Origin of the sequence: Marinimicrobium sp. UBA4509, assembly GCF_002388575.1 — a bacterium.
Lineage (GTDB): Bacteria > Pseudomonadota > Gammaproteobacteria > Pseudomonadales > Cellvibrionaceae > Marinimicrobium > Marinimicrobium koreense.
The window spans coordinates 17908-42018 of sequence record NZ_DGMV01000085.1; the positions used below are offsets into that span (position 1 = coordinate 17908).

At 60.9% G+C, this 24111-nt stretch carries 21 protein-coding genes; 9 read left to right on the plus strand and 12 right to left on the minus strand.

Translation table 11 applies throughout. The features are described from left to right. Window positions 1-16: 16 nt before the first annotated feature. The 4 genes from B3520_RS16175 to B3520_RS16190 all read left to right on the plus strand — a co-directional run bounded on the left by B3520_RS16175 (window position 17) and on the right by B3520_RS16190 (window position 6360). On the plus strand, window positions 17-1327 hold the full coding sequence (locus tag B3520_RS16175) for a DASH family cryptochrome (protein ID WP_286806705.1): 1311 nt from the start codon (window positions 17-19) through the stop codon (window positions 1325-1327). After that, entirely contained in the window at window positions 1324-2778 is a 1455-nt protein-coding gene (locus B3520_RS16180) for a cryptochrome/deoxyribodipyrimidine photo-lyase family protein (RefSeq protein ID WP_286876438.1), read from the plus strand. The genes B3520_RS16175 and B3520_RS16180 overlap by 4 nt, the downstream gene beginning before the upstream one ends. 148 nt (window positions 2779-2926) lie before the next feature. Next, entirely contained in the window at window positions 2927-5125 is a 2199-nt protein-coding gene (gene uvrD / locus B3520_RS16185) for a DNA helicase II (RefSeq protein WP_286876439.1), read from the plus strand. 47 nt (window positions 5126-5172) lie between these two features. Further along, entirely contained in the window at window positions 5173-6360 is a 1188-nt protein-coding gene (locus B3520_RS16190; protein WP_286806708.1) for a TRAP transporter substrate-binding protein, read from the plus strand. 77 nt (window positions 6361-6437) lie between these two features. On the opposite strand, the gene B3520_RS16195 is transcribed toward B3520_RS16190, so the two are convergent. From B3520_RS16195 to B3520_RS16220, 6 genes are all read right to left on the minus strand, one after another. After that, window positions 6438-7019, minus strand: coding sequence for a YceI family protein (locus B3520_RS16195; protein ID WP_286806709.1), 582 nt, complete (start codon window positions 7017-7019; stop codon window positions 6438-6440). A 36-nt stretch (window positions 7020-7055) separates the two neighbouring features. After that, window positions 7056-7622, minus strand: a complete 567-nt coding sequence (locus tag B3520_RS16200; protein WP_286806710.1) for a cytochrome b — start codon at window positions 7620-7622, stop codon at window positions 7056-7058. Between the two features lie 166 nt (window positions 7623-7788). Next, window positions 7789-8181: an acyl-CoA thioesterase gene (locus B3520_RS16205; RefSeq protein ID WP_024461744.1), complete on the minus strand. Its 393-nt coding sequence runs from the start codon at window positions 8179-8181 to the stop codon at window positions 7789-7791. A gap of 47 nt (window positions 8182-8228) precedes the next feature. Next, on the minus strand, window positions 8229-9596 hold the full coding sequence (locus B3520_RS16210) for a TRAP transporter large permease (protein ID WP_286806745.1): 1368 nt from the start codon (window positions 9594-9596) through the stop codon (window positions 8229-8231). Next, window positions 9593-10177, minus strand: a complete 585-nt coding sequence (locus tag B3520_RS16215) for a TRAP transporter small permease subunit (RefSeq protein WP_286806711.1) — start codon at window positions 10175-10177, stop codon at window positions 9593-9595. The genes B3520_RS16210 and B3520_RS16215 overlap by 4 nt, the downstream gene beginning before the upstream one ends. Before the next feature lie 87 nt (window positions 10178-10264). Further along, window positions 10265-11551, minus strand: a complete 1287-nt coding sequence (locus B3520_RS16220) for a M48 family metalloprotease (protein WP_286806712.1) — start codon at window positions 11549-11551, stop codon at window positions 10265-10267. An 88-nt stretch (window positions 11552-11639) separates the two neighbouring features. Between B3520_RS16220 and B3520_RS16225 the strand changes: the two genes are divergently transcribed. From B3520_RS16225 to B3520_RS16245, 5 genes are all read left to right on the plus strand, one after another. Next, the gene (locus B3520_RS16225; protein WP_123638731.1) at window positions 11640-12125 is read left to right on the plus strand and encodes a DUF4265 domain-containing protein; all 486 of its coding nucleotides are present in this window, start codon (window positions 11640-11642) and stop codon (window positions 12123-12125) included. A gap of 116 nt (window positions 12126-12241) precedes the next feature. Then, window positions 12242-13015 (plus strand): peroxide stress protein YaaA, encoded by a 774-nt coding sequence (yaaA, locus tag B3520_RS16230; protein WP_286806715.1) that lies wholly within the window; start codon window positions 12242-12244, stop codon window positions 13013-13015. 149 nt (window positions 13016-13164) lie between these two features. Then, complete coding sequence (locus B3520_RS16235) at window positions 13165-13551, plus strand: TfoX/Sxy family protein (protein ID WP_123638729.1); 387 nt, start codon at window positions 13165-13167, stop codon at window positions 13549-13551. A 105-nt stretch (window positions 13552-13656) separates the two neighbouring features. Beyond that, the gene (locus B3520_RS16240) at window positions 13657-14475 is read left to right on the plus strand and encodes a response regulator (RefSeq protein ID WP_286806717.1); all 819 of its coding nucleotides are present in this window, start codon (window positions 13657-13659) and stop codon (window positions 14473-14475) included. Between the two features lie 53 nt (window positions 14476-14528). Next, window positions 14529-17006 carry an EAL domain-containing protein gene (locus tag B3520_RS16245; protein WP_286806719.1) on the plus strand — a complete coding sequence of 826 codons (2478 nt, stop codon included), beginning with the start codon at window positions 14529-14531 and terminating at the stop codon, window positions 17004-17006. Here B3520_RS16245 and B3520_RS16250 read toward each other — a convergent pair. From B3520_RS16250 to B3520_RS16275, 6 genes are all read right to left on the minus strand, one after another. After that, entirely contained in the window at window positions 16988-17848 is an 861-nt protein-coding gene (locus B3520_RS16250; protein WP_123638726.1) for a CPBP family intramembrane glutamic endopeptidase, read from the minus strand. The genes B3520_RS16245 and B3520_RS16250 overlap by 19 nt on opposite strands. Window positions 17849-17915: 67 nt before the next feature. After that, on the minus strand, window positions 17916-19058 hold the full coding sequence (locus tag B3520_RS16255; protein ID WP_286806722.1) for a GNAT family N-acetyltransferase: 1143 nt from the start codon (window positions 19056-19058) through the stop codon (window positions 17916-17918). After that, window positions 19055-20215: a serine hydrolase domain-containing protein gene (locus B3520_RS16260; RefSeq protein ID WP_286806724.1), complete on the minus strand. Its 1161-nt coding sequence runs from the start codon at window positions 20213-20215 to the stop codon at window positions 19055-19057. The genes B3520_RS16255 and B3520_RS16260 overlap by 4 nt, the downstream gene beginning before the upstream one ends. Before the next feature lie 232 nt (window positions 20216-20447). Further along, the gene (locus B3520_RS16265) at window positions 20448-22547 is read right to left on the minus strand and encodes a di-heme-cytochrome C peroxidase (RefSeq protein ID WP_286806726.1); all 2100 of its coding nucleotides are present in this window, start codon (window positions 22545-22547) and stop codon (window positions 20448-20450) included. A 105-nt stretch (window positions 22548-22652) separates the two neighbouring features. Then, a complete protein-coding gene (locus B3520_RS16270) occupies window positions 22653-23903 on the minus strand; it encodes a heme biosynthesis HemY N-terminal domain-containing protein (protein ID WP_286806727.1) in 1251 nt (416 codons plus the stop codon). Beyond that, window positions 23900-24111: hypothetical protein (locus tag B3520_RS16275; RefSeq protein WP_286876440.1), on the minus strand; the 212-nt coding region annotated here is incomplete at its 5' end. The genes B3520_RS16270 and B3520_RS16275, both read right to left, overlap by 4 nt.

Consider the following 24111-nt stretch of genomic DNA (forward strand, 5'->3'; position numbering starts at 1 on the left):
GTCCGGAGGGGGTGCCGTGCGGCGAGTAGGTTTGTACTGGTTCGGAGATGATTTGCGGGTATCGGATCAGCCGGGGCTGGCTCGTGCCGCAGCGGAAGTGGATCAGTTGATCTGCCTGTATGTGGTGGACTCTGCCTGGTTCCGGCCCGGTTCTCTGGCACTGACCCGGCCACTGGGCATTCACCGGGAGCGGTTCTTACTGGAAGCGCTTCGCGCCCTGGACACCAGTCTGCGTAGCCTGGGCCAGCATCTAAACGTCATCTGGGCGCGACCGCTGGACATCGTACCGGCATTGATTTCCCGCTACAGCATTACCCACCTCTACCGCAGCGACCACCCCGGCTATTACGAGCGGCGTGACTGGCAGTGGCTGCGCGACCACTACCCGCAACTGAGCTTCGTGGACATTCAGAATCAGACCCTGTTCAACGCCGAGCAACTGGGTTTTCACCTGACGGAGCTGCCAACCACCTTTTCGCAGTTTCGCCGACGCGTCGAACAGTGCCCGATTCCCGAAGCCCGGGGCTTTTTGTCAGCCCTGCCGCCGAGCCCGGCCGAAGGCCGCAAGATACCGGTTCCGCCCGAGCGCAACGGCTGTCGCTTTCGCGGTGGGGAAGATGCCGCCCGCATGCACCGGATTCGCTATTTCGACAGCGATGCGCCAGCCCACTACAAACACACCCGCAATGCGCTGGACGACTGGGCTTCCTCCACCAAGTTCTCGCCCTGGCTGGCGCGAGGCTGCCAGTCGCCGCGACAGGTCCATAGCGCGCTGGTGAACTACGAGCGGCACTACGGGGCGAATGAATCCACCGAGTGGATCCGGTTCGAACTGCTGTGGCGGGAATACTTTCAGTGGATGGCCCGAGCCTATGGTGCGGATCTCTATCGGTTTGGCGGCCGGCCGAGGCGCTCGCTCAATACCAGCTTTTATCCCGAGCGGTTTCGCAAATGGTGTGAGGGCGCCACGCCCTACCCGCTGGTGAATGCCGCCATGAACCAGTTGAACCGCACCGGCTATCTGTCCAATCGGGCCCGACAGATTGTCGCCAGTGCCCTGGTCAACGAGCAGCAGGTGGACTGGCGCTACGGCGCCGCCTGGTTTGAACTGCAGTTGATTGATTACGAGGTCGGCAGCAACTGGGGCAATTGGCAGTACATTGCCGGCGTGGGCGCCGACCCCCGCGGCGGTCGGCACTTCAATCTGGCGAAACAGGCCGCCCAGTTCGACCCCGACGGTGAATACGTGCGCCGATGGGGCGACAACCGCGAGCTGACCCCGCTCGATTCGGTGGATGCTGCCGACTGGCCCATTGCCCGTTCGTGACTGAGCTTGAACCCATCAATCTGGTCTGGCTGAAGCGCGACCTGCGCCTGACCGATCACGCCCCTCTGGCCGACGCGGCGACCCGACCCGAGCCCCTGTCGCTGATCTACTGTTTTGAGCCGGAATTGCTCGATGACCCTCACTACGACGAGCGTCACTGGCGGTTTATCTGGCAATCGCTGGATGATCTCGATCGGGTGCTGGCGCCCCTGGGCGGCAAAGTTCACCGGCTCTGGGGGTCGGTCACCGCGCTGTTGGAAGAGATCGATCGCAGCCGACCGGTGGCGGGCCTGTTCAGCCACCAGGAGACCGGCCTGGCGGTGACCTTTGAGCGGGACAAAGCGGTCGCGGATTGGTGTCGGACGCGGGGCGTCCCCTGGCATGAATCACCCACCGGCGCCGTTCAGCGCGGTTTGCCCGATCGTCGCCGGTGGGACCGCGACTGGTATCGGACCCTGGGCGCCGCGCCGCAGGATCCCGAGCTGGAACGCATCCGGTGGGTCGTTTTGCCGGAGGATCTGGGCTCAGGTACTGCGCCCGAGTCGTGGTGCCGGGAGAATCCGGCCTTTCAGCGCGGCGGCATTCGGACCGCCCGCCAGACCCTGGCGAGTTTTCTAGAGCATCGGGGGCGGGATTACCGTCGGGCGATTTCCAGCCCCTCCGACAGCCGTGAACACTGCTCTCGGCTCTCGCCCTACCTCGCCTGGGGGAATCTCAGCCTGCGCCAGGTATATCAGGCCACGCTGGAGCGCCGGCAGGCGCCGGGATGGCGCTACCCCCTGACCGCGTTCAGCTCCCGGTTGCACTGGCACTGCCACTTTATCCAGAAGTTCGAAAGTGAGTGCGCCATGGAGCACCGGCCGGTCAACCGGGCCTACGAGGCCTTCCCCTACCGCACCGATGACCGGGTCGAAGACGACCTTCAGGCCTGGCGTGAGGGCCAAACGGGCATCCCGCTGGTGGACGCCTGCATGCGCTGCCTGCACCAGACCGGCTACATCAACTTCCGGATGCGGGCCATGCTGGTCAGCGTGTTGTGCCACCACCTGAACATTGATTGGCGTCGGGGTGTGACGCATCTCGCGCGCCTGTTTCTCGATTTTGAGCCGGGTATCCACTACCCCCAGTTTCAGATGCAGGCCGGGGTGACCGGCGTCAACACCATCCGCATCTATAACCCGGTGCGCCAGGCGGAGCAGCAGGATGCGGACGGCACTTTCACTCGCCAGTGGCTGCCGGAGTTGGCCGAGTTGCCGGTGCCGTTGCTCCATCAGCCCTGGGCGCTGGCGCCGATGGAGCGGATGATGTTTGATCTCGCCTACCCCGAACCCATTGTCGACCTGACCGAGGCCGCCCGTGCCGCGCGGGAGCGTTTGTGGGGCTGGCGCAACCGGGTCGAGGTGAAGCGTGAAGGTCAGCGTGTATTGGGGCGTCACGTGCGGCCGTCCTGAGGCGCATCGCCTTGACGATCCTGATATGAGCCTGTACGTTTATCCAGATTCGAGGCGCTTCCGGCCTGAAAAGGGACACAAAAACCGGTACACTGTCGCGCTCGTTTAACGCCATCAAAACCCCCAGTCACCAACCAGCGACCTGCCCATGGATGTATCCGCCCTGCTTAACGATCTGAACGACGCCCAGCGCGAGGCCGTTTCCGCCCCCGCCCATAACCAGTTGATTCTGGCCGGTGCGGGCAGCGGCAAGACCCGGGTGCTGGTGCATCGGATCGCCTGGCTGATTCAGGTCGAGCAGGTATCGCCCTACTCCATCATGGCGGTCACCTTTACCAACAAGGCCGCGCGGGAAATGCGCGCCCGCCTGGAAACGCTGCTGTCCGATACCGGCCAGCCGGTGAATACCCGCAGCATGTGGGTGGGTACCTTCCACGGGCTGGCGCATCGGTTGCTCAAGGCGCATTGGCAGGATGCCGGGCTGCCCCAGAATTTCCAGATTCTCGACAGCGACGATCAACTGCGCCTGATCAAGCGGGTGTATCAGCGCCTGGAACTGGATGAGTCCAAGTGGCCGTTCCGTCAGGCCCAGTGGTTCATCAATGGACAGAAAGACGAAGGCCTACGCCCCCAGCACATCCCGGACAACGGCGATCCGTATATTCGCACCATGCTGATGATCTATCGTGCCTACGAGGAGGACTGCCAACGCAGTGGCTTGGTGGACTTTGCCGAACTGTTGCTGCGCGCTCACGAGCTGTGGTTGCACAAGCCCCACATCCTGGAGCATTACCAGCGCCGTTTTCCGTTTGTTCTGGTGGACGAATTCCAGGACACCAACAGCATTCAGTACGCCTGGCTGCGGGTGCTCGCCGGTAAGACGGCCAAGGTCACCGCCGTGGGCGACGATGACCAGTCCATTTATGGCTGGCGCGGCGCGCGCATTGAAAACATTCAGCGCTTTACCGATGACTTCCCGGGCACCCAGACCATCCGCCTGGAACAGAACTACCGCTCCACCGGTACCATCCTGAAGGCCGCCAATGCGGTGATTGCCAACAACTTCGGTCGCCTGGGCAAACAGCTGTGGACCGACGGGGATGATGGCGAGCCGATCGCACTCTACGCCGCGTTCAACGAACAGGATGAAGCGCGGTTTATCGTCGAGCGCATCGAAGACTGGGTCAAGCAGGGCAACAGTTACTCCAGCTCCGCCATTCTGTATCGCTCCAACGCCCAGTCCCGGGTGTTGGAAGAAGCGCTGTTGCGCGAGGGCATTGCTTATCGCATCTATGGCGGCCAACGCTTCTACGAACGCCTGGAAATCAAAAACGCCCTGGCCTATATGCGCCTGATCGCCAACCCCGATGACGATGCGGGTTTCGAGCGGGTGATCAATACGCCCACCCGGGGCATCGGTGGCAAAACCCTGGATGCGATCCGCGAGTGCGCCCGCGATCAGAACCTGTCCCTGTGGCAAGCCTCGGCGCAGATCATTGCCAACAACGCCCTGCCCGCCCGGGCGGCGAATGCGCTCAAAGGCTTTATGCAACTGATCGACTCGCTCGCCGATCACAGTACGGAAGAACCCCTGGGCGACATCGCCCAGCTGGTACTGGATGAAACCGGGCTGCTGGAATTTCATCGCAAGGAAAAAGGCGAAAAAGGTCAAGCCCGGGAGGAAAACCTGCAGGAACTGGTCAACGCCTGCCGGGTGTTTGATGCCGCCGAGGAAGACGAGCTGTCGGTGTTGCAGCAGTTTCTGGACACCGCCGCGCTGGATGCCGGCGAAACCCAGGCGGACGAGTTTGAAGACGCGGTCCAGTTGATGACCCTGCACTCGGCCAAGGGTCTGGAGTTTCCACTGGTGTTTCTTGCCGGGGTGGAAGAGAATCTGTTCCCGCACAAAATGTCCATGGAGGATCCGGACCGGCTCGAGGAAGAGCGGCGCCTGTGCTACGTGGGGATCACCCGCGCCATGGAGAAGCTGTACATCAGCTATGCCGAAACCCGGCGGCTGTACGGCGCGGAAACCTTCAACGCCCTGTCCCGCTTCGTGCGGGAAATTCCGGCGGAACTGATTCAGGAAGTGCGCCTGAAAACCACCGTTACCCGACCCATGGGTTATGGTAAAGGCGATTACGGCCGGGCCAATAACGTCAGCCTGACCGATTCCGGTGAAGACACCGGATTCCACCTGGGCCAGCGGGTCAGCCACGGCGTATTCGGCGAAGGTGTTATCCTCCACTTTGAAGGCCAGGGCGCCCACGCCCGGGTACAGGTCAATTTCGACGATGAAGGCAGCAAGTGGTTGGTGCTGCAATACGCGAAACTGGTTCCAATGTAGGGCAGGCAGGTCCTGCCGAAAGAAAAACATAACAGCGCACAGTGACTATGAACGCAACCTCCAAAAACACAACCTCCAAACCCCGTTGGTCCCCTCTGATCATTCTGCTACTGGTCGCCCTGGTGGCGGCCCTGTTTTCCCTGTTGGTCATGGAAAAGGCCACCGACAACGTGGCGGTCATGGTCGATGGTGAGGTGCAGGAGCAACGTGTGTACCAGTGGCGCATGGTCACCACCTGGCCGAAGGATTTTCCCGGCCTGGGCACCACCGCGCAGGAATTTGCCAATATGGTGGAGGCCATGAGTGGCGGCCGTTTGCAGATCCGCGTGTACGGTGCCGGGGAAATCGTGCCCGCCATGGGCGTGTTTGATGCGGTGTCGGATGGCAGTGCGGAAATGGGCCACGGCGGCAGCTACTATTGGCGTGGCAAAGCCCCCGCCGCACAGTTTTTTACCACCATTCCGTTTGGCATGAACGCTCAGGAAATGAACGCCTGGTTGCACCACGGCGGCGGCCTGGAATTGTGGCGAGAGGTCTACGCGCCCTTCAACATCATTCCCTTTCCCGGCGGCAACACCGGCATTCAGATGGCCGGCTGGTTCAACAAAGAGATTAACAGCATTGAGGACCTGCGCGGGCTGAAAATGCGTATTCCGGGTCTGGCGGGGGATGTGTTCAATCGCGCCGGTGGCAGTTCAGTGAATATCCCCGGCGGCGAACTCTATACCTCATTGCAGACGGGGGTGATCGACGCTGCCGAATGGGTGGGACCGTCCAACGATCAGGCCTTCGGGTTTGATCAGATCGCTCGGTATTACTACTACCCGGGTTGGCAGGAGCCGGGTTCGACGCTGGAGCTGTTGGTCAACAAGCCCGCTTTCGAGGCATTGCCGGATGACCTTCAGGCCATTGTCACCCACGCGGCCCGCGCCGCGAATCAGGATATGCTGGATCAATACACCGCGCGAAATCCTCGCGCGCTGAACGATATGGTGGCGAAAGAGGGGACAGAGCTGCGGCGCTTACCGGACGATGTGATTCAACGCCTATATGATATCTCCAGGGAACTCTTCGAACTGCAGGCCGAGGAAGATCCGCTGTTTCAAAAAGTGTGGGACTCCTATCGGACCTTTTTGGCGGACGTGACCGACTATCACAAAATAACGGAACACACCTATTACGACATTCGCGAGCAGGTAAAAGCGGACGGGGCCGGGTCCGACGGGGAAGAATAATCAACGTATTGGCGCAGGCATAAAAAACAGCGGGGCACAAAGGCCCCGCTGTTTTTTTGGTCAAGGCAAAATCAGGTTTACTGACGAATGCCTTCGATGTGCAGTTCCATGTGGACCACGCGCGATGCCGGGCCCAGATCATAGTCGATGCCAAAGTCTTTCAGGGTCAGCTCAACGTCGCCCTCGAAGCCAACGCGGTAGCCGCCCCAGGGATCTTCACCCTCGCCGACCTTTTCCACTTCGATGGTGATTTCTTTGGTGACACCGTGCAGGGTCAGGTCACCAACGACATCAAACTCTTCGCCATTGTCTTCGACATTTTCAATGCGCTTGCTGACAAACTTGGCTTCGCCGTGTTTGTCGGTGCTCAGGAAATCATCGCTGCGCAGGTGCTTATCCCGTTCCGCGTGATTGCTGTCGATGCTGCTGGTATCGACGGTCACGGTGATTTTGCTGTCTTCGACCTTGTCGGCGTCGTAGCTGAAGCTGCCTTCGAAGTCGTTAAATCGACCGGTCAGCCAGCTGTAGCCCAGGTGCTGAATTTTGAAGTTGATGGCGGCGTGTGCGCCTTCGGTGTCGATCACATAATCGGCGGCCACTGCCGGAACGCTGGCCAAACCAATACTGCTCAGAGTCAATGCGGCTAACGTCTTTTTCATGGTCTTACTCCTTAACGGTTGAGAAACAAAAGTGGCTTACGGTTTGGGGTCGGATTTACCAGGGCGAAGCATACGCAGCAGGGTCCGATCCCGGATCACAAAATGGTGCCAAAGCGCCGCGCCGGCGTGGGCGAGCGCCAGAAGAATCAGCAGCCAGGCGGCGATCTCATGGATTTCTCCAACCAGATCGACGCCATCAGAACTCAACTGCCAGGTGGCGGGCACACTGAACAGATCAAAAAAATCCGCGGGATCGCCCTTGGCGGTATTGATCAGATAGCCGGTCACGACCATCACCAGCATCAACAGATACAGGAGATGTTTCATTGCAGCTGCCCCGAGGCGGATCTTACGACTGTGGTTGGGCAGCGGCTGTGGCTTACCCCGCTGACTGACCCGCCAGCCGATTCGCACAATCAACAGCATGGCCAGCAACAGTCCGAGACTGACATGCAGTTTGGGGAGTTCGTGATAGCCCTTGTCGTAGTACGTCAGGTCCACCATGTAGAATCCAATGCCAAAAATGGCGATCACCAACAGAGCGGACAGCCAGTGCACGGTGATGGACAACCAACCGTAGCGTTGAGCATCGTCTTTTATCATGGACCTGTCTTCCTTCAACTGTATTTGCGAACCCATCGGGTCATTAAAAGCTAGCAGAATACTGTAAAGGTAGCGGTTAAGATTTGTTAGTAAAGTCGTGTAAGTACGGGATTTTGGCGGGGTCGAGCAGGCGCGACTGTAAAGCCGCGCGCTTCTGGGAGGACGGTTATTTGGGCACCGGCCGGGTCCGGCCATTGTCGTCGATGGCGACATAAACAAATTCGCCCTCAGTCACTTTGGTCATGTCGCGATTACCGCACTCCTTGATCCAGACTTCGATCAGGGTGCGGATGGAGGTGCGCCCGACATCCAGTGTGCTGGCATAAACACTGACGGTTGCTCCTACGGGTACCGGCCGCAAGAACACCATACTGCCCACGGCCACCGTAGTGACCCGGCCCTTGGCCACTTCCTGAGCGAGAATCGCACCACCCAGATCCATTTGGGTCATCAACCAGCCGCCAAAAATATCGCCATAGGGATTGGTGTCGGCGGGCATGGACAGGGTTTGCAGGGTCAGTTCACCGTGGGGGGTGGGATCCTCATCAATGCCTTGCATGGCCATGAACTCAGTACCTCGAATAATTCAGTAATGGAATGCTGATTTTACAGGGATAGTTGCTGCGGTAGCCAGGTGGCAAGCCCCGGCCACAGCGCCAGAGCACAGAGTACCAGCAATTGCAGCACAATAAACGGAATCACGCCACGATACAGGGCACTGGTGGCGACCGAGGCGGGCGCCACCCCACGCAGGTAGAACAGGGCGAAGCCAAACGGCGGGGTCAGGAAAGAAGTCTGCAGGTTGAGGGCAATCATGATCCCCAGCCAGATGGGGTCGACCCCCATGGCCAGCAGCACCGGGCCCACAATGGGGACGACCACAAAGGTGATTTCAATAAAATCGAGAATAAAGCCCAGCAGAAAAATGATCACCATCACCACCAGCATGGCGGTGAACACCCCGCCCGGCAATTGATGGAAGAAGCCTTCCACCAGTTCTTCCCCGCCGAAACCCCGGAAAACCAGGGAGAACAGCGAGGCGCCAATCAGGATGGTGAAAATCATGGCACTGGTCATGGTGGTGCTGCGGGCCACCTCTTTGAGCCGGGCGAGGTCGAGCTTGCCTTTGAGCAGGGCCAGTAGCGCGGCGCCGAGTGCGCCCACGCCGGCGGCTTCGGTCGGTGTCGCAATACCCAACAGGATAGAGCCCAGTACCAGAATGATCAGCGCCGATACGGGCACCAGGCTGAGCCACAGACGACCGGTGGAAATCCGCTCCTCACTCGGTGCGGCGGGCGCGAGCGTGGGCCGCCACCGGGCGACCAGAAGCATGTACAGCAGATAGAGGCTGACCAGTACCAGTCCAGGGATCAGCGCGCCGACAAACAGGTCCCCCACCGAAAGCGTCTCCGGGCTGAATACCCCCTGAGAGAGTTGGGCCCGCTGGTAGGCATTGGACAGGACGTCACCGAGCAATACCAGGGCGATGGAGGGCGGGATGATCTGCCCGAGGGTGCCCGTGGCGCAGATGGTGCCTGCGGCGAGCGACGGGTGATAGCCCTGGCGCAACATGGTGGGCAGCGAAATCAGGCCCATGGTCACCACGGTGGCGCCCACGATACCGGTACTGGCGGCGAGGAGCGCACCCACAATGATGACCGACAGGCCCAGTCCGCCGGGCAGGCTTCGGCAGGCGCGGCTCATATTTTCCAGAAGCTCTTCCGCTAGCCGGGATTTTTCCAGCAGGGTGCCCATAAAGACGAACAGGGGCACAGCCACCAGGGTGTAATTGGCCATGATGCCGTAGATGCGGCTGGGAAAAGTGCGCAACAGGTTGGGCTCAAAGACGCCGGTCACGATGCCGAACCCGGCAAACACCAGGGCCACACCGGCCAGGGTAAAGGCCACCGGATAGCCGAGCATCAATACCGCGCAGACCGCGGCGAACATCAGCAGTGGAATCAGCTCGATCAGCATTCCTCCTCCCCGGCCGCATCGGTTGGCGCGCTGTCGGGGGCCGGATAGCCCATCAGTCGCAAGAGATTGCGCAGGACTTCTGCGACCGCTTGCAGCACTAGCGTCACCGCCAGTAGAGGAATCAGGCTCTTTAGCAGATAAACCCAGGGCAGGCCGCCGGAGTCGGCCGAGACTTCCCGGATGCGCCAGGCGCTGCGCACGAAGTCCTGGCTGATCCAGCCAATAAAAATCGCCAGGGGGATCAGAAACACCAGGCTGCCCAGGGCATCCACCCAGGCGCGCCCCTCGGGGCTGAAGCGACGATAGAGAATATCGACCCGTACCTGCTTGTGGTGCTTGAGCGCATAGCCCGCCCCGAGCATGAACAGCGCGGCGTGCATATAGGTGACAGACTCCTGTAGTGCCACCGAGCCTTGTCCCAGGCCGTAGCGCAGCAATACGACGGTGCAGGTAATGACGACCATGACCGGGGCGAGCCAGGCGACGGTGCGCCCGAGCCCTTCGGTGCAGGCGTCAAGCGCGCGGATCAGCGCACGAACGGCGGCCAGTGGCTTAGGAGTCTGGGTGTCTTCGGGCATTATGATTATGGAGTCTGGGTGCTTCGAAGCGCGCAGTATACCGAATTAGGGAGCCGGGGTGAGCCCGACTCCCGGTGTTCCGGACGGTCAGGACCCGGCCTGCACGCCCAACTGCGAGAGCTTGCTCTGCGCGGCTTCACCCAGCTCGCCGCCGCCGGAGGCCACTTCACGGTAGTAACTCACGGCCGCTTCGCGATCGCCTCGCTGTTGGGCCAGCTCACCCAGGTGGTAACTGCCAAGCTGGGTCGGCAGCAGCTGGCGACTCTGCTCCAGATCCGCCCGCGCCTGGCGGGTGTTGTTCTGCTGTTTATGCAGCAGACCCCGGTAGACCAGCGGGCGGAAGAACTCCGGGTTGGCCGCGATGGAGCGGTCAAAGGCGGCAATGGCCTCGCCGGGCTGCTTTTTCTGCATTAACAACTGCCCTTTCAGCTCCCAGAACAGGTTTTCTTTGGGCTGGTGGTCAATGGCCTGCTCCACTAAGGCCAGAGCGCGGTCATACTGTTTTTCAGATGCGGCTTTCTGGGCCTGCTGATATTGCTCGTAGGCGGGCTGATCGCGCCGCAACTGCGCCATGGCCCGATCGAAGGCCGCCTTGTTGCGCACGCCCCCACCGTACTGCTCGGCCAGCGCCTTATTGGCGTTCACCCGCTCCTGAGACGGGGGGTGGCTGGCGAACAGCCCGTCCAGCCAGTTGCTCTGCCGACCTTCCGACAGTCGAACGAACGTCTGTTGTAGCTCTACGGCGGCCTGGGGGTCGTAGCCGGCTTCCACCATGTACTGGATGCCATAGCGGTCCGATTCCAGCTCGTGGCTGCGGCTGTACTTGGCCTGCCAGGCCATGGCGCCCACTCCAACTGCACCCATGGCCAGCCCGGCATACTCGGAATCGGACTGCGAAGCGGCCACTCCGGCGGCTAGCATTCCGGCCTGCAACAGCACATTGCGCGTTTGCTGCGAGGCGCTGTGGCGTGCGGCGGCATGGACAATTTCGTGGCCGAGCACCGACGCCAGTTGAGCCTCGTCCTCAAGTTCCACCAACAGCCCCCGGTTAATCGCCATCTTGCCGCCGGGCAGAGCCCAGGCGTTGGGGACCCCGTTATTCAGCACCACGATTTCATAGGGCAGGCCGGGACGATCGCTGACCCCCGCGAGCTTGTCCATGACCTGGCTGACGTAGAGCCCCAATTCGGGGTCGACGACGTAACGGCCCCCCTGGGATTGCTGGCTCGGCTGATAGTTTTCGGCGCCGATCGCCAGCTCCTGATCGGCGGACATCAGGGTCAGTTGACGCTCCCCGGTGACCGGATTGACGGAACAGGCCGTGGCGCCCAGTATCAGGCCAGTGACGGCCAGCAGAGACAGACAGCGTTTCATGAGAGAGGTCCTCCAGTGACGGCATGGGCCCATCGGGTTCAATGGGCTCAGTGTGTATAATGTTGCCCTTTATAGCAGGGGGACCCGAATGAAGAAAGCGTTGCGCACCATCGAATTATTTGCCGGTACCCGGCCGGACGGCCAGCCGATTGTGGAACAGTTGCCGGTCAATGAACTGGAATCCGGCGACCTGCAGCTGGTGCGCTCCCCCGCTTTTGCCCAGGGCATTGCCAGCGGCGACACCGTGCGGCTGCTACCCCAGACCCAGGAAATCGAGCTGGTGCGGCGCAGCGGCAATCTCAGTCTGCGGGTGTTCACCAAGGGCGATATGGCGCCCATTGCCGATGCGCTGGTGCCGGCGCTGGAAAAGCTCGGGGGTGAGCTGGATCTGCACAATGATCGTATGCTGGTGATCTCCATCCACGTCAGCTGCGGGTTTGAAACCATCGAAAAGCTCATGAACGAGGTATTGGGCAAAGACCCGGACAGTACCTGGATGTACGGCAATGTGTACGACCCGACCGATGGCTCGACGCCGCTGAACTGGTGGCAGGATGTGTTGAAGCCAGAGTAATGAAGCCAGAGTAATGAAGCTAAAGCAGTGAAGCCAAAGTAGTCCGCTGGAGCCGCAAAACGGCAGCACATGCCTGCCCTTACTAAACCGCCTTACCGACAGTGAGCGTTTGCGTTATGTTGATGTTGCTATCCCCCGCCAAGACCCTGGATTTCGAAACCGCGCCGGTCACCGACAAAGCGACCCAACCGGATTTTCTGGACCAGTCCCGGGAGTTGATTGGCGTCCTCAGAGATCTGGCGCCCCAGGACATCTCCAGCCTGATGAGCCTCAGCGACAAGCTCGGTCAGCTCAACTACGACCGCTACCAACAGTGGCACACACCCTTCACCTCGAGCAACGCCAAACAGGCGGCCCTGGCGTTCAAGGGGGACGTGTACACCGGCCTGAATGCCGAGCAATTCAAGGCCGGCGATTTCACCTTTGCCCAGAAACATCTGCGCATCCTGTCCGGACTCTACGGGCTGCTCCGCCCGCTCGATCTGATTCAGCCCTATCGCCTGGAGATGGGCACCAAGCTGGCGAATCCGCGCGGTGACAACCTTTACCAATTCTGGGGCGAGCGCTTGACCCAGGCCATCAACGAGCAACTCGCTACCCTGAAGAACCCGGTGGTGGTGAATCTCGCCTCCAATGAGTATTTCAAATCGGTCCAGCCGAAGCGGCTCTCGGCGCCGCTGATCACGCCGGTCTTCAAGGACTGGAAAAGCGGTCAGTACAAGATCATCAGTTTTTACGCCAAGAAGGCCCGCGGAATGATGGCGGCCTACGCGATTCAGAACCGCATCCAGGATGTCGAGGCGCTGAAGGCGTTTGATGTTGACGGCTATGCTTACAACGAAACTCTGTCCAAGGGTCTCGAGTGGGTATTTACTCGCGATAGCGCATAAAAACAATGTTCGAAACAACAAAATGATCTTAACGCGCCCTTACATCCTTTCGCAGGGCGCGTAAAATTGAATCCAGAGTCGGGACACTCGCGCCGTCCAGCGGTTTTACCTGCGGCTTGAAGCCACCTGTTAACCAAAGGAAGTGACCCTTGTCTGTCAGCCAGCCCGCACTCAGTCGCGCTCTGCACCACTTGTCCCAAGTGGCACCGGTGTCTTACCGGCGCATTTTTGCGGGTATCGGGCTCTATCATCAGCAGCACCTGTTCGCGATCATGGCGGACGATCGGCTCTACTTCCGGGTCGACGACGCCTCGCGCCAGCCCTACCTTGACCGGGCGATGCCCGCCCTTCAGCCGCGCGGCGCCGGTTCTTCCGTCAGTCATTTCTACCAACTGCCCGACGTGGTCCTTGAAGACTCCTCCGAACTGTTGTTCTGGATGCGGGCCGCGGTAGAGGCCAGCCAGGCGCCACTGCCGGAGCCGGCTTACGTAACCGCCCCCACGCAATCGCCCGTACGCCGCTTTTCTGCCGGCTGAGCATTCCCCATTGGCGTCATAATCGGCTACCCTTACTCATTATTGGGCATGTTCGGCCGATACCCGTCCTGTCGGTATGCCAAAAAACAACGTGAGAGTGACTGAATGGCAATTCGCATTCTGGTGGTCGATGACGCCAGCTTCATCCGCGATATGGTGAAAAAACAGCTCCGTGAACGCATTCCCGGGGTGGAGGTGTTCGAAGCGGTGGATGGCAATCGGGCGCTGGCGGCGATGAAAAACCAGACGATGGATCTGATTCTGTCGGACTGGGAAATGCCCAACATGAGCGGCGAAGAGTTGTTGCGCACGGTCCGCCAGCAGGCCGAAGGGGGCGATGTGCCCTTCGTCATGGTCGCCAGCCGGGGCGATCGAAACCATGTGGTGGCGGCCGTCGAGGCCGGTGCTTCGGATTATCTGGTCAAACCCTTTACCCCGGAAGAGCTTCTGCGCAAGGTGACCAAGCAGTTGGCGCGCGTGGGCAAAGTCCCGAAAGCCGGTGCTCACAGCGCGGCCCAGGGGGTCGCGGCGCACTCGGTCAATGTGCTGACCGGCGGTGCAGCGCGCTCCCCGAAACCGGAATCCCGGCCATCCTCCTCTTCAACCAAGAAACTCAAGGGTCGGGCCCAGTTGCGGCTCGGCAACCGAGGTGAGGGGTTGCGCTGTGTGCTGCGGGAGCTGTCTCCCGATGCCTTGACCGGATTGATTCAGCGTACCGATGCCCTGCCCCGCCTGTTTGACGCCGTGGTGGTGGATATCGAATCCGATGAGGGCGAGGCACCGTCGCAACTCAATGGCTATATACACAGCCTTCAGGCGGCCGAGGCCAATCCCGATACCCAGGTGGTTCGGGTGACGGTGCGGTTCGTCGACCAGGACGAAGAAAAGCAATCCGCTCTGAAACGCTACCTGGAGCGGTTATAACATCGGAATGGAGGTTATCCCTTCCGGCAATAACGATAATGATGAGTAGCAGTATGATATGGCGGTTTGATCCTCTTCCGGAAGACAGTGTGCCCCTGATGGCCGAGCATAATCCGGGTCTGGTGCTTCTGGCGGTACTTCTGGCGATTCTGGCCGCCTCGACCTTGTTGCCGGTTCTGGAGCGCTGCCGTTCCGCCGCTTCGCTCCGCTCGGGCTGGGGCTGGGTGTTGGCCGGTGCCCTGGCCATGGGTTGCGGCGTCTGGGCGATGCATTTCACCGCGATGCTGGCGCACCGTCTGCCGGTGGCGGTGACCTACTCGCCCGGTATCACCTTCCTGTCGATGGTGCCGATTGTGCTCGGCGCCGCTGGCACCCTGCTCTGTGCCCGCCTGCCCCTGCCCAGAAAACACCGCCTCTGGATCGCGGCCCTGTCGCTCGGATTGGGTGTGGGTGCCATGCACTATGTGGGCATGGAGGCCCTGATGGCGGCGGTCAGCATGCATTACCGACCGAGCCTGTTTGTGCTCTCTCTGGTGGTCGCAGTCGGGGTCGCCTGGCTGGGGCTGGGCAGTAATATCTGGTTGCTGCGGCATGTGCGCCGAATCTGGGCCTATTTGATTGGCGCGACCATTCTTGGCCTGGCGGTGTCCGCCATGCACTATGTGGCCATGGCCGCCACGGAGTTTGTGCCCAGTTCGCAGGGCGAAGTCATTGGTCTGGCCATGGACTATCAGGTGTTGAGCATTCTGGTGTCGGTGGCGGTGACCATCATCATCGCGCTGCTCTTCCTCGCGGTTCTGCTCGATCGTCGGTTCAGTCTGATCAGCGCGTCCCTGAGCAGCAGCGAAAAGCGTTTCGAGCTGCTGGCGCAAACCAGCGAGAGCGGCATTTTTACCTGCGAGCAGTCGTTCGACTACATCAATCCGGCAATGAGTGTCATCACCGGCTACAGCGAGGGCGAGCTGTACCAGATGCCGGTGTCCGATCTGCTTGGTTTTGATCCCGATCTGGAATTCACCGCCCGTGCTCAGGATGAGCATCTGTACCGGGAAACCTTTGTTACCACCAAGCAGGGTCATCACCGGTGGCTGTATGTGACGCTGGGGCGCCTGCAGAGTGGTGCCAGGGGATATCTGGGTAGCGCCTTTGACATTACCGAGCGCAAACAGATGGAGCAGGAGCTTCGCTACCTGGCATTCAATGACCCCTTGACGGACCTACCCAACCGCAAGTTTTTTATGAACCGGCTGAGCGCCTTGGTCAATGAGTGGGCCCAACGGCCTCGCTCGGACTCGATGACGCCGCCTTTCGCCGTGATGTTTGTGGACGTCAATCGGTTCAAACTGATCAATGACAACTTTGGTATGAGCAAGGGCGACCAGTTGCTCAAGGTCATCGCCCGGCGAATCAAGTCGGCTCTGCCCCGGTCGGGATTGGTTTCCCGGGTCGGCGGAGACGAGTTTGCAGTTTTGTTTGAGGGCGCTCCCCAGGTTCAGTTGATTGAGCGGGATGCGGAGCGGTTGCACCAGGCCTTTGAGCAGCCGTTTCGGCTGGGGGAGCAGGAGTTCTTTCTCTCTCTGAGTGTGGGTATTGCTCTGTTTCATCCCCGCTATCGCGACGCCGAAGCACTCTACCGGGATGCGACCCTCGCCAAAGAGCGGGCCAAACAGCAGGGCCAGACCCGCAGCTGTGTGTTTGATGCGGTCATGCACCAGAGCGCCCAGGGGCGTCTGGCTCTGGAGCGGGACCTGCGTCAGGCGCTGAAAGACGAGGCGTTTGAACTGTTGTATCAACCGATCGTCCGCTTGCCGGACGGTGAGTTGACCGGGTTCGAAGCCCTGATCCGCTGGCGCAAACCCGATGGTTCCCGCGTCTTTCCCGGCGAGTTTATCGCCCTGGCCGAGGAGACTGGCCTGATCAATCCTCTCGGCGATTGGGTCCTGCGTGAGGCCTGTCGGCAGATCGGGCAATGGCAACGGAACGAGGGGGCGGAGCAGGATTTCTATATCAGCGTGAACCTGTCCAGTGTGCAGTTTTTCCAGGCGAACCTGATCGAGACGGTACGCTCGGCCATGAGTGAGCACAGCGTCCAGCCCGGTCAGCTGAAGCTGGAGCTGACCGAGGGTATTCTGGTGGATGACAACCCGCAGATCGTGGACCGGATGCGTCAGCTTCTCGCCATGGGCTGCGGCATCATGGTGGATGATTTTGGCACCGGCTACTCGTCGCTGAGTTATCTGCAGCGATTTCCGCTGGAGGTGCTCAAGATCGACCAGAGCTTTACCGCCAAGATCAAGGAAAGCACCGGCCTGCACCTGGTGCGGGCCATCATTTCCATGGCCCATGCACTGGAGCTGGGGGTGATCGCCGAGGGAATCGAAAGCGAAGACGTCGCGCACTGCCTGGCGGGGCTTGGTTGCGAGCTGGGGCAAGGCTATTACTTTGCGCGCCCGCTGTCCGCCGATCAGGCCGGTCGTTGCTTTGAATCACCTCAGGCAGCGATCGGCGCGCATCAGAAGGGCCACCACTGAGTGGGCAGTTGGTCTTTCTGAATCAGGGCGGCGATATCCATACTCAGTGCGACCCCGGCATGGACCAGCACACCGCCCCAGATTGAGCGCGAGCGCAGCGCCAGTATACCCAGAAACAGGCCAAACAGGATGGCCCCGGTGGCTTCCAGCCAGAGCTTGGGGAAGTGGATCATCAGGTAGGGTACGCACATGATCCAGATCGCATTGGCCCCGAGTGCGGGCTGCACCGCCCGCAGCATGTAACCCCGGAAAAAGAATTCCAGCACCACGAACTGGGTCATATAGAGCGCTTCCCAGGCCAGAAAATCCAGCCAACTGCGCCCCGCGTGGGGGTAGAAGGGGTAGTGATTGACGAAATCTTCCCCCTGACTCACCAGAACCACAAACACCAGAATCGGGCTCAGCAGTAGCAGGTAACCCCGCCAATGCCGATGGGTTTCGCCCCAGCGCCAGCCAAAATCGCTCACCCGCTCGCGCCACAGGTATCGGATCACCAACGCCGGAATCAACAGAAAACAGATCAGGTGCCATCCGGTCCACCAGGCATAGCCCAGCAGATGTCGCCACTGGGACTGAAGCAGATCGTTGGTGTAGTGGTCGCCTGGCAGGGACTGCAACTGCGCCAGCCAACCGAGCAGCTCGTACAGCAGGTAGGAGTTCTTCGCGTAGTGCAGAATCAGCAGGCAGACACTGACGCTGGCGAGGGTAACGAACACTCGGCGCAGGGCCCGGGGGCGGCTCAGTTGGTAGGCGTCAGGGCTCTGATCGATTTCGTCCAGGCAGTCGAGAATACGGCCGGGATGCAGAAACGGTCGGGACCTTGTGAGAGACGGTTGAGGCATGGGGTGGCTCGACGAATCCGTGGCAAAGAGGCGCTATTTAACCTGATTTAGGCGCCGGTTGCGAACCTCATTGCCGGCCCGTCTGCCGGTACGGGAGGTGTGCCCGGGCCGCGTCGAGATAGCCCAATACCTCCTCACGCTCGCGCGCCACAAAGTGTTGCACCGCCTCCTGAAAGGCCGGCTCCACCAGCTGATGAAACGAGGTGGTCAGCCGGGGCTCGAAGCCCCGGGCCAGCTTGTGCTCGCCCTGGGCGCCACCGTCAAAGCGCGCCAGTCCTCGTTCCAGGACAAAATCCAGCCCCTGATAGTAGCAGGTTTCAAAGTGCAGAAATTCAAATTCCGCCCGACAGCCCCAGTAGCGGCCATACAGGGTGTTGCGGTCGAACAGGAACAGGGCGGCGGCAATTGTTTCCTCCCCCAGCCGAGCCTGCACCATCAGGGTCTGCTCGGGCATCCGCTCACCCAGTTGGCGGAAAAACGCCGGGGTCAGATAGCCGCCGTGGCCACTGCGCTTGAGGTAAGTCAGTTGGTACAAGCCATAAAACAGCGTCCAGTCTTCGTCCTGAATGTCCGCTCCGACTTTCCATTGAAAGTGAAAGCCCTGGTCGGCGACCTGGCGACGTTCCTTGCGCAGGTTCTTGCGTTTGCGGGAGCTGAGCTGGCCGAGAAAATCTTCAAAATCCCGATACTGGCGGTTTATCCAGTGGAACTGGCAGCCGGTGCGCTCCGCCAACCCGGCTGGCCGCAGCGCCTCGGCCTGCGTCTCGTCGGGAAACAGGCAGTGCCAACCCGAGGCGCCCAGGGTCCGGGTTTGCTGCTGCAGGGCGGCGATGGCCGCGGGCCAATACTGGGCCTCCTGCCCCGCCGCCAGCAGCCGCGGGCCCGTGCAGGGGGTAAATGGAATGGCGCTGATCAGTTTCGGGTAATAGTCCAGCCCGTGCTCGGCGTAGGCCTGGGCCCAACCCCAGTCGAACACGTATTCGCCGTAGGAGTGATCCTTGCGGTACACCGGCATCGCCGCCCTGAGGTCGCCCTGGTCGTCGCGTAACAGCAGGTGCTGAGGTTGCCACCCGGTGTCCGCTCCGACGCTGCCGCTGTCTTCCAGTGCCGCCAGGAAGGCGTGCCGGGTAAAGGGGTAATCCGATGGGCAGAGGCGGTCCCAGTCCTCGGGACTGACGGCGTCAATGCGATCGATGAACTCTGGGGTCATGGCGGTGCCTGTCGGGCCTGTTGCAGCAGAATCGGGGCTTCCACCTGGCGGTAGTAGTCGGTGAACAGCTCGAGAAAGCGGTATACGACCTCCCGGGCATAACGGTTCTCCGAGTTGGACAGAAACACCAGCCCGAGCTGCAGCTCCCGGTTGAACAGCACCTCGGTACGGGTGCCCTGCACCCAACCCCCATGGTGGACGAACTGGCGGTGCTCGCCAAAATCGAATACTCGCCAACCCAGGCCGTAGTGAATGTTGCGCAGCTCGGGGTGGGCCCGATAATGCGCCTGACGGTAACTGGTGGCAACCCGGGGGCTGTGCAACTGGTCGAGCACTTCGTGGGGCAGCACGTCGGGGCGCTGTCCCAGCTGGGCGCGGACCCACAGAGCCATATCGGCAATACTGGCATTGGCGCCGGCCGCCGGCGCCACATTGTAGTAGTTCCGGTCGGGTTCTACGGGTGCCCAGCGGCCGCGCCGTTTGATATGGGGCGTGGCCCGGTTGGAGTTGCTGGTAAACGCCCGCCAACCGAAGGAAGCGGTTTTCATGCCCAGTGGTTGAAACAGGCGTCTGCGGGTGAAGTCTTCGTAGCGCTCGCCGGTCGCCGCCATCAGAAGGTCCCCTACCAGGCTGAAGGCCACGTTCTGGTAGCTGTAGCAGGTGGATGGTGGGCAGATGAAGGCCACCTCGTCCAGCCGCCCGATCACCTTCTGGTAGGGCACATTGGCTTCGATCAGGTTGGTGTAGGCCTGGGGCATCAGTCCGGTGGTGTGGGACAGAAGGCTTTGCAGGGTGATTTTATCCCGGTAGTCCGGGTTTTTGACATCCAGCGGGAGAAACTGACTGACCGGCGTCTGCCATTGCAGGGCCCGGTCGTTCACGGCGACCCCGGCAGCGGTACCGGCGATGGTTTTGGATACCGAGGCGAGGCGAAACAGTGTGTCCCGGTTAATTGGCTCGTTCCCGCCGACCTTGCGCACACCGTAGCCACGTAGCAGTTCGATCTGCCCGTTGGCAATGATGGCCAGTGCCGCGCCCGGAATATGGGGCATCACCTCTTCCACTACGTACTGTTCGGTGGCCTGAACAAAATCGACCGGGCGATGCGCCAGGTCATTATCGGCCCCTGCCAGAGAGGACAGCAAAAGAACGGGCAACGCACGGACAAGGGGCGCTCGGAGAGTCGCCTTAAGGGAACACAATACAGCCATGATCACAGGTGGAATCAACAATCGATACTCAAAACGGCCACAGGATAAACGCAGTTGGCGCGAAATACACCAAAAAACACCTCGCCTACCGGCGTTAGTTTTTAGAGCAGGCCGTCATTTGGTGTGTTTTTCGCGCCAATGGTTCCGGGCAGTTTGGTGAGATTTGTCTCACCGCGCATCAAAGGGTCTTGAGATACTCCACCAGCGCCCAGCGCTCGGCCTCGGTCAAGGTATCGGTGCCGTATTCGTGACCCGTGTTTCGGTCTCCAAGCCGGTGCGTGGTCTGGGTGAAACCCTCGTAGCCTTCGGTGCGAAAGCCCACTTTGACCGGATCGAACTCCCGGCTGCCCACCTGAAAGACCTCAGGGCGATAGGCCCCCTCTTCCGGGTCACCCTCCTCCCGTGCCGGCAGTAGCAGGTCGTACAGCGTGGGCACTGAGCCATTGTGCAGATAGGGCGCCGTGGCCCAGATGCCGTTCAGGGATCGGCCCTTGTAGGCCAGCAGCGACTGGTAGGGGCGAGCCGTGGTATCCGGCCGATAGTCCCCCGCCTTGACGCTGTATTTGACGTCATTATCAAACCAGGACAGCCCCAGCACATAAAACCAGTCCAGGGTGCGCCGGAGTGGGCCTTTGTCGGCATCGGGGGTGGAAACCGCGCCTTTGGTTACCGAGGTGAGGATCTGCACGGCGGGCGCGGTCGCCTCCAGGACCAGAGGGCCTACGGTTGTGTTCTGGTAGGTATTCTCGAAGTTTCCCGACTTTCCCTGATAATTTACGCTGTTTTCCGCCGCCTTTGGGTCAGTCTTCAGTATCTCGATATCTGTCATTTCGGCCACCACCAGACGGTCCCAGGCGGAGCGGTCGATGACCTGGTGGCAGCTCTGACAGTGCTGGGCATAGAGGCGCTTGCCCAGGGCGGCTTGCTCCCGGTTGATTTCGCCCAGTATGTCCTCCGGCCATTGCGGCGAGGTAAGGCGACCGAGGTGAGCCTCCAGGCGCTGGAGGTTGACCAGATCAATGCTGGAAGTGAAGGCGATGCGCTCCCGTTTGTTGCTCTGACCGGTTAGGTGTCCGGACAGACTGAAGCCGGGCTCTTTCACTTCCCAGTCCAGTTTGGCAAAGACCCCGATCACTTCCCCGACGTTGCGCCCCAGGGGCCCCAGGTCGGCGTTATTGGCCAGTCCGTTCCACTGCAGGTAATCGGAGTGGGTGATGTCCCACAGGAACGGATAACTGACCGGCGCATTCGGCTCGTTAAGCAGCTGGTTTCGCAAGCGCAACAGGTTGCGCTGGGACAATCCGGGAAGCCCTTCGTCGCTCGACTGCAGGCGGCTTACGATGCGGGTGAAGGCCGTATCATCGATCAGGGTGGGCTCGATACCTGCCAGAACCCGGTCCACCTCGGCTTCGGTGAGCAGCAGCTCGCCGGTGGGTCCTTCGGCGGCGAGCAATAGATCCCGCATCTGTTCCCGGTTGACCACGTGGCGCAGCACCCGATTGTAGATTCGGCCAAAGGCATCCAGGCGACCGTAACCGTAGCGGATATGGCTGTGATTGATGGTGTTGTACATGCGGATCTGTTCGGTCCACTGGGCCAGGTCCGCCTCGACGGCCTCGGGCGAGCGATAGTCATTGTCCCGCTGTAGGACTCGATCAATAAACCGTTCCCGTTTGGCGGGAATATCCCGGGCCGCCGACAGCGCCTTTTCCAGTCCGTGCAGGAAGCCGTCCATATCCGCCAGGGCGGGGCCGCCGTCGATGCGGATGGCCTGGCCCTGATAGTTCACCTGGCCGGTGTGGCAGGCCGCACAGGTAAAGCCCAAATAGTCTTTGCCCTGGTAACTGTCCTTGGCAAACCCCACCGGTAGACCGTCGGGATTGAAGAAGGTGGGTTTCTGGGGCAGGTAGCGGTAGCGGTCCATGTTGTGGTCCGAGCGGAACAGCTCCTCCGAGGCGGGCTGCTCGAGGGCCACGAACAGGTCATAGGGCAGCAGGGCCGAACCCTGGGTGGTGTTGTAGTACCAGAGGGTGTCGGCCGGGCTCCAGCCCTGGTCCAGGTAGATGGGCGTCGAGTAGCTTTCCCCGAAGGCCCCGTCTTCCAGCGCGATGGCGCCCCGGTCCGGATCCCGATCCAGGTGTTGATAAATCTTTCCGGAAATGAAGGTGAGGCTGAGCCCGATCACCACGGCGACAACAATGCCGAGGATGAGTTTCAGACGATAACGAAGCGCGAGTAGCACGACAAACGCGAGCCGCAGCAGTGCCGGCAGAGGCATGACAAACTCCTTTAAGCGGTGATAGGTTCCCTACTTCTTGATGTAAACCTATTATTATTCGATCTGGTTGCCCGGTATTATGCCTTTCCCCGTCGCGACTGCAAGTCAGTGCGTTGGCTCGGGTTCTTTGGGCAGCGGCAGGTCCGGGAGCCGTTCGGTGGTCAACAGCAGCCCCTGCTGGTAGTACTCGGTGCTCTTTTTGTGTTCTCCCATATGGGCCAACAGACGAGCCAGCTCGGCACAGGTTTCCGGGTGCTTGTGCAGGGTCAGGCTGCTCTGAAAGTAATCCCGGGCTTTGCCCCACAGCTGATTGCGCAGGCTCAGGCGGCCGAGGGTGAGCATCAGCAGGGCATCGGCGGGGCGCTTCTTCAGCCAGCTTTCGGCGGTGATCAGCTGTTGTCCGGCATCGCTGGCCCGAATCAGGCCATAGAGCCGAACCAGCTCGGGGGACCAGTGTTTTTCCAGGGTTTTGCGCACCTGGGCTTCTGCTTCGACGTGCAGGTCGTTGTCCACCAATTGCTGTGCGTACAACAGCGCCACATCGGGTTGTTTGCGCACCGCGCTGGGGATGTCTTTCCAGGTGCCCACCAGGGCCTCGCGCGCCCGCTCCGGGCCGAGCCCACGGACCCGCTGCCCGGCCTGCTCGAGTAGGGCCCGGTGCAGCTGGCTGGAGAGTGCTTCAAGCGCGGCTTCGTTCTGGTTGCCGTACGCACGGAGACTGGGCATCAACTGCTTGAGCGATTCCCAGTCGTGCAGGGCGATATACACCTGGCGCAACAGGTCGAGTACCACGGGATGTTGGGGGGCTTTGCGTTTGACCCGCTCCAGGGTGGCCAGGCACTGCTCGTAGCGTCGGCTCATCAGCTGCATACGCGCCTGGGTCAGGGCGACCGCCAGCTCGCTGTTGGTGCTGCTCTGCTCGGCCTTGTGCAGCAATTCCAGAGCGGTGTGATTATCGCCCTGCTCAAAGGCGCAGCGGGCCGCGGCCAGATAATTGATCAGCGGCGTCCCGGATTTGGGCGCCGCGCGCAGCAGTTTGCGCTGGGCCTGTTTCCAGTTCCCCTCGATGAAGCTGACCAGGCCGCTGGCGGTGCGCCGTTGGGCCCGGGCGCTGGTGCCAGAAAACAGCCGTTCGGTGACGGCCTGCCCCGCCCTGATGCTGCCCCGAAACAGCCGCAATACCAGCCAGATCAATCCCAGCCCTCCGAGCAACAACATCAACGCCAGCCAGAAGCTCATTTCCACACTGGTGTTGCCCAGCGCTATCAGAACATAGCCGCTGTCGGCCTGAATGGCGCTCAGCGTCAGCGCGCCGAGCAACATCGCGACAATCAGAATCAGCAGCGTCCGTTTCATGAGTCGGACTCCTCACCCGGCGCGCGCTGAAAGTCCGGGGACAGCCGGTGTTGTTGCTCGATGTGTACCTCGAGCAGCTTCAGGGCGTCATTGAGGTCCGGCAGCTCGGGAGCGATATCGACGGCGGCCAGCTCGCGCAGGCTGGACAGGGCCGATTCGGTCTGGGGATTGAGGGCGTAGTGTTGTTCGAGCCAGTCGGCCGCGCGGG

Bases quoted from the DNA above. Each gene is read 5' to 3' on its own strand.
- B3520_RS16255 (WP_286806722.1), bottom strand. From the start codon at position 19,058: ATGACCCCAGAGTTCATCGATCGCATTGACGCCGTCAGTCCCGAGGAC.
- uvrD (WP_286876439.1), top strand. From the start codon at position 2,927: ATGGATGTATCCGCCCTGCTTAACGATCTGAACGACGCCCAGCGCGAG.
- B3520_RS16225 (WP_123638731.1), top strand. From the start codon at position 11,640: ATGAAGAAAGCGTTGCGCACCATCGAATTATTTGCCGGTACCCGGCCG.
- B3520_RS16215 (WP_286806711.1), bottom strand. From the start codon at position 10,177: ATGCCCGAAGACACCCAGACTCCTAAGCCACTGGCCGCCGTTCGTGCG.
- B3520_RS16265 (WP_286806726.1), bottom strand. From the start codon at position 22,547: ATGCCTCTGCCGGCACTGCTGCGGCTCGCGTTTGTCGTGCTACTCGCG.
- B3520_RS16195 (WP_286806709.1), bottom strand. From the start codon at position 7,019: ATGAAAAAGACGTTAGCCGCATTGACTCTGAGCAGTATTGGTTTGGCC.
- B3520_RS16245 (WP_286806719.1), top strand. From the start codon at position 14,529: ATGATATGGCGGTTTGATCCTCTTCCGGAAGACAGTGTGCCCCTGATG.
- B3520_RS16270 (WP_286806727.1), bottom strand. From the start codon at position 23,903: ATGAAACGGACGCTGCTGATTCTGATTGTCGCGATGTTGCTCGGCGCG.
- B3520_RS16240 (WP_286806717.1), top strand. From the start codon at position 13,657: ATGGCAATTCGCATTCTGGTGGTCGATGACGCCAGCTTCATCCGCGAT.
- B3520_RS16250 (WP_123638726.1), bottom strand. From the start codon at position 17,848: ATGCCTCAACCGTCTCTCACAAGGTCCCGACCGTTTCTGCATCCCGGC.
- B3520_RS16205 (WP_024461744.1), bottom strand. From the start codon at position 8,181: ATGCAAGGCATTGATGAGGATCCCACCCCCCACGGTGAACTGACCCTG.
- B3520_RS16190 (WP_286806708.1), top strand. From the start codon at position 5,173: ATGAACGCAACCTCCAAAAACACAACCTCCAAACCCCGTTGGTCCCCT.
- B3520_RS16220 (WP_286806712.1), bottom strand. From the start codon at position 11,551: ATGAAACGCTGTCTGTCTCTGCTGGCCGTCACTGGCCTGATACTGGGC.
- yaaA (WP_286806715.1), top strand. From the start codon at position 12,242: ATGTTGATGTTGCTATCCCCCGCCAAGACCCTGGATTTCGAAACCGCG.
- B3520_RS16200 (WP_286806710.1), bottom strand. From the start codon at position 7,622: ATGATAAAAGACGATGCTCAACGCTACGGTTGGTTGTCCATCACCGTG.